The organism is Acidovorax sp. HMWF018 (genome assembly GCF_003061035.1).
GTDB lineage: Bacteria > Pseudomonadota > Gammaproteobacteria > Burkholderiales > Burkholderiaceae_C > Acidovorax > Acidovorax delafieldii.
In genome coordinates this window covers 1-4,304 of record NZ_QAIM01000418.1, presented here as the reverse complement: position 1 = coordinate 4,304, position 4,304 = coordinate 1, and the positions used below count along the sequence as shown (strand labels likewise).

Annotated in this window: 4 protein-coding genes; all 4 read left to right on the top strand. The window is 67.6% G+C overall.

Going from position 1 to position 4,304, the window contains the following annotated elements; genetic code table 11:
* On the top strand, positions 1–1,440 hold a 1,440-nt coding region (locus DBR23_RS17135; protein ID WP_199227734.1), incomplete at its 5' end, for a molybdopterin dinucleotide binding domain-containing protein.
* Positions 1,441–1,606: 166 nt separating this feature from the next.
* Positions 1,607–2,530, top strand: a complete 924-nt coding sequence (gene ybiB, locus DBR23_RS17130; protein WP_108499046.1) for a DNA-binding protein YbiB — start codon at positions 1,607–1,609, stop codon at positions 2,528–2,530.
* Positions 2,527–3,360 carry a uroporphyrinogen-III C-methyltransferase gene (gene cobA, locus DBR23_RS17125; RefSeq protein ID WP_099730841.1) on the top strand — a complete coding sequence of 278 codons (834 nt, stop codon included), beginning with the start codon at positions 2,527–2,529 and terminating at the stop codon, positions 3,358–3,360. The genes ybiB and cobA overlap by 4 nt, the downstream gene beginning before the upstream one ends.
* Before the next feature lie 242 nt (positions 3,361–3,602).
* A partial coding sequence (locus DBR23_RS17120) for a type IV pili methyl-accepting chemotaxis transducer N-terminal domain-containing protein (protein WP_108499045.1) occupies positions 3,603–4,304 on the top strand: 702 nt, incomplete at its 3' end.

The window sequence follows — 4,304 nt, the reverse complement described above, 5'->3', positions numbered from 1 at the left end:
CTGCACCGCAATGGCCCAGTCGTGGCGCGCCACGACTGGGCCATTGCGGTGCAGTTTGCGCACCAGCTGGAGGCACGCCTGCGGCCTGGTGCACCCACGCTGTTCCCCTACGCCACAGACGCGGCCGATATGGGCGCAGAAGCCGTGTGGAAGGAGCACCGCGAGAGCACACGCGGGCGTGACCTGGACATCACGGGGCTGTCCTGGGAGATGCTCGAGGCCCAAGGCCCGCAGCAGTGGCCACTGGAGGATGGCACCACCACCGGCAAGGCCCGCCTGTACGAAGATGGCGTGTTCCCCACCGCCGACGGCCGCGCGCGTTTTGTTGCGCATGCATGGCAACCCACCGCCGAGCCCCGCGAATCGCGCTACCCCTTCAGCCTGACCACGGGCCGCCTGCGCGACCAGTGGCACGGCATGACCCGCACCGGTACGCTGGGCCGCCTGTTTGGCCATGTGGCCGAACCCAGCCTGCAGATGCACCCGCAGGACATGGAGCGGCGCAAGCTGGCCAGCGGCGACCTGGTGCATGTGACCAGCAAGCGCGGCTCCATCGTGGTGCCCGTGCAGGCCGACACCACGCTGGGCCTGTCGCAGGTGTTCATGGCGATGCACTGGGGCAGCGAATTTTTGAGCGGCGTGTCCTCCACCGGCGAACGGCTGGCGGGCGTGAATGCGCTCACCACCTCGGCGTTCTGCCCCACCTCCAAACAACCCGAGCTGAAACACGCGGCCGTCAAGGTGCTCAAGGCCGAACTGCCGTGGACGCTGCTGGCCATGGCCTGGCTGCCTGCCGAAGGTGCACTGGCAGCGCGCGAAGCCTTGTCTGCGCTGATGGCGCAGTTTCCCTATTTTCAGTACACGAGTTGCGTCCCCTTCAGCAACAACACCCCGCTGGATGAGCCCGGCCGCGAGCGCACTGGCGTGCTGCTGCGCGCCGCCGCCCACGAGGCACCGCCCGATGCGTTGATCGCACAGATCGAAGCCCTGCTGGGCATGGCAGGCGCCGACACGCTGCGTTATGCCGACAAAAAACGCGGCCAGCGCCGCGCCGCACGACTGGCGCGCCAGGGCGACAACACCACGCTCGAAGGCATCGTGCTCGCTGGCGACACCAGCGCCGAAGGCTGGCTCAAGACCCTGCTGCAGGAAGAGCTGCCTGCACAGACCTACGGCCGCCTGCTGCTGGTGCCCGGCGCCAAGGCCCCCGTGGCCGTGCAGTCGCGCGGCAAACCGGTGTGCACCTGCTTCAACGTGACGGACGCCGCCATCACCGCCCAACTGGCGCACTGCCATGGCACCGACGACGACCGCCTGGCGCAACTGCAAGGCCAACTGCGCTGCGGCACCAACTGCGGCTCGTGCGTGCCCGAACTCAAGCGCATGGTGCGCAATACGGGGCCACTGGCGTCCAAACCGCTCGCGCAGGCCGTCATATAACCAAAAGTTGTCTGAGCTCAAGGAAAATAGCGCACCAACACCCCACAGCATCAGGATGGGTGCAACAGGGCTCCAGCTAGGCATCGCGGCGCAGACAGTACTTGCGTACGGCAAGCCGAGATAACGACGCTGGAGCCCTGTTTCACCCATCCCGCCAACACAGACCATGGGCATTAGCCAGTACATCAAGGAAATCGGCCGCGGCGCGCGCGGCGCCAAGCCGCTGACGCGCGAGCAGGCCACGGACCTGTTCGGCCAGGTGCTGGACGGCGCCGTGACCGACCTGGAGATTGGCGCCTTCTGCCTGGCCATGCGCATCAAGGGTGAGACGTCCGAGGAGATGTGCGGCTTTCTGGATGCCACGCATAGCCGCCTTGCGCTACTGCCCGCCACCGACCGCCCGCTGATCGTGCTGCCCAGCTACAACGGCGCGCGCAAGCTGCCGGTGCTGACGCCGCTGCTGGCGCTGCTGCTGGCCCGTGAAGGGTTGCCCGTGCTGCTGCACGGCATGCGCACCGAGGCGGGGCGCGTTTTGGCATCGGATGTGCTCAATGCGCTAGAAGTACCTGCCCTGACAGCTCCTGAAAAGATAGCAAATGGCACGGTCCGCCATATCCACACCCAGCACCTGCACGCAGGGCTGGCACGCCTGCTGGCCGTGCGCGAGGTGGTGGGCCTGCGCAACCCAGGGCACAGTGTGGTCAAGCTGATGAGCCCGTGCGCGGGGCCGTCGGTGGTGGTCACGGCGTACACACACCCCGAATATTTCGAGATGCTGCAGAGCACCTTCCGCACCCTGGGGATGAACGCCTTGCTCTCGCGCGGGCTGGAGGGCGAGGTCGCCACGGACCCACGCCGCACCCCCCGCTACGACGGTTTTGTGCACGGCGTGCATACGGTGCTGGAGGCACAACAACCGGGCACGGCCAGCGAGGTGCCCGGTCTGCCCGCCGAGATCGATGTGGCCACCACAGCCGCCTACACGCGCCAGGTGCTGGCGGGCGATTTGCCCATTCCACACGCCATCGAACGGCAGGTGGAACATATCTTGCGACTGGTCGATCAAACCGTTTCGGAGACATCCCCATGAGCCGCCCCACGCCTTCCACCACATCGCCCACAGCCCCACCCCACCTGGGCACCGGCGGCAGCTGCACGTTGGTGGGCGCAGGCCCGGGCGACCCGGAGTTGCTCACCCTCAAGGCGCTCAAGGCTATCCAGGCGGCCACCGTGCTGCTGGTGGATGATCTGGTGAGCGATGCCATCGTGGAGCACGCATCGCCCACGGCGCGCATCGTCTACGTGGGCAAGCGCGGCGGCTGCAAAAGCACGCCACAGGCCTTCATCGAAAAGCTGATGCTGATGGCCGTGAACGAAGGCGAGAACGTGGTGCGCCTCAAGGGCGGCGACCCCTTCATCTTCGGCCGGGGTGGCGAAGAGGTGGAGCACCTGCGTGCCGCCGGTGTGCAGGTCACCGTCATCAACGGCATCACCGCAGGCCTGGCGGGCCTGACCTCGCTGGGCGCACCGCTCACGCACCGTGAGCATGCCCACGGCGTGGTGTTTGTCACCGGCCACGCCAAGCCCGGTGACGCGGGCACCGACTGGCGCCAACTGGCCGCCACGGCGCGCGACGCCAAGCTCACGCTGGTCATCTACATGGGCGTAAGCGGCGCCGCCACCATCGAGCAAGAACTGCTCACCGGCCTGCCCGCAGACACACCGGTCGCCGTCATCCAGCACGCCAGCCTGCCCCACCAGCGGCATGCCATCACCACCCTGGGTGCGCTGCACGCCACCATCACCCGCGAAGGGCTGGCCAGCCCCTCGGTGATTGTGGTGGGCGATGTTGTGCGCGGTGTCGCACTGGCCGTGCAGGACGCTGGCGCCGTGCCGTTGCAGGCCCGGCGCGCGGGCTGAGCACACACAACGCCCCCCCACAATTCCACGGGCCCGAGTGCGCGCTGCGCAGGTCGGGGATGCACCGTGCGCGAGCGCAAACCAATGTGCTTCAAGGCACGCCCACGCGCAGCGCAGCCGCGTGTTTCATCAAGCCTGGCCTCCCGCTCCACAGCACCGCATTGGGTCATGCAGCTGTACGCACATTGGCCCGGGTATTGCTTGAAGACATGCATCTGAATGCAACACGCACAAGGAACACCATGGCAGCCTTCCCCCTCCCCGCACGCACTTCCAGCATGCCCACGCTGTCGTCCCCTGCACAGGCTCCATCGCGCGATGGGGGCATGTCGCTCGTCAATCTTGCGGCGCGCCAGCGCATGCTGTCGCAGCGCATGGTGCTGCAAACCGTGCTGGCCGCGCGCGGCAGCGACCTGCACCTGAAGGCCGCGCGCAGCTCGCTCACGCTGTTCACCGACAGCCAGGCCCGGCTGGTGGACACGCCCCGCCACCTCGATGCCGCCAGCGGCGAAATCATCCGCAAGGCCTACCACGGCCCCCAGGGTGTGGGCGCCACCATCGACGCGTTTGCCCAGCAGGTGGGCACGGCGCTGGACCTGGCCGAGCGCCAGAGCCCGCGCGTGGAAGACGCCCTGGCTAGGCTGGTCGAAACCACCGACGGGGTGCTCGACGCCCTCAACACGGCCACCACCGCGTTCGACCGGGTAAGCAAGGCGCAGTCCGAAACCCTGATGAAAGAGCTGGCCGGCATCGTGGCCTCGATCCAGACCGTGGCACGCGAGGCCAAGGTGGTCAGCTTCAACGCCCAGGTGATGGCAGCGCGTGCCGGGCAGCACGGGCGCGAGTTTGCGGTGGTGGCCAATGTGCTGTCAGGCATCACCAACGAAATTGACGGCCTGTCCCTGCAGGCGGTGTCATTGGCCGGACGCAGCCGCAACGCGGCC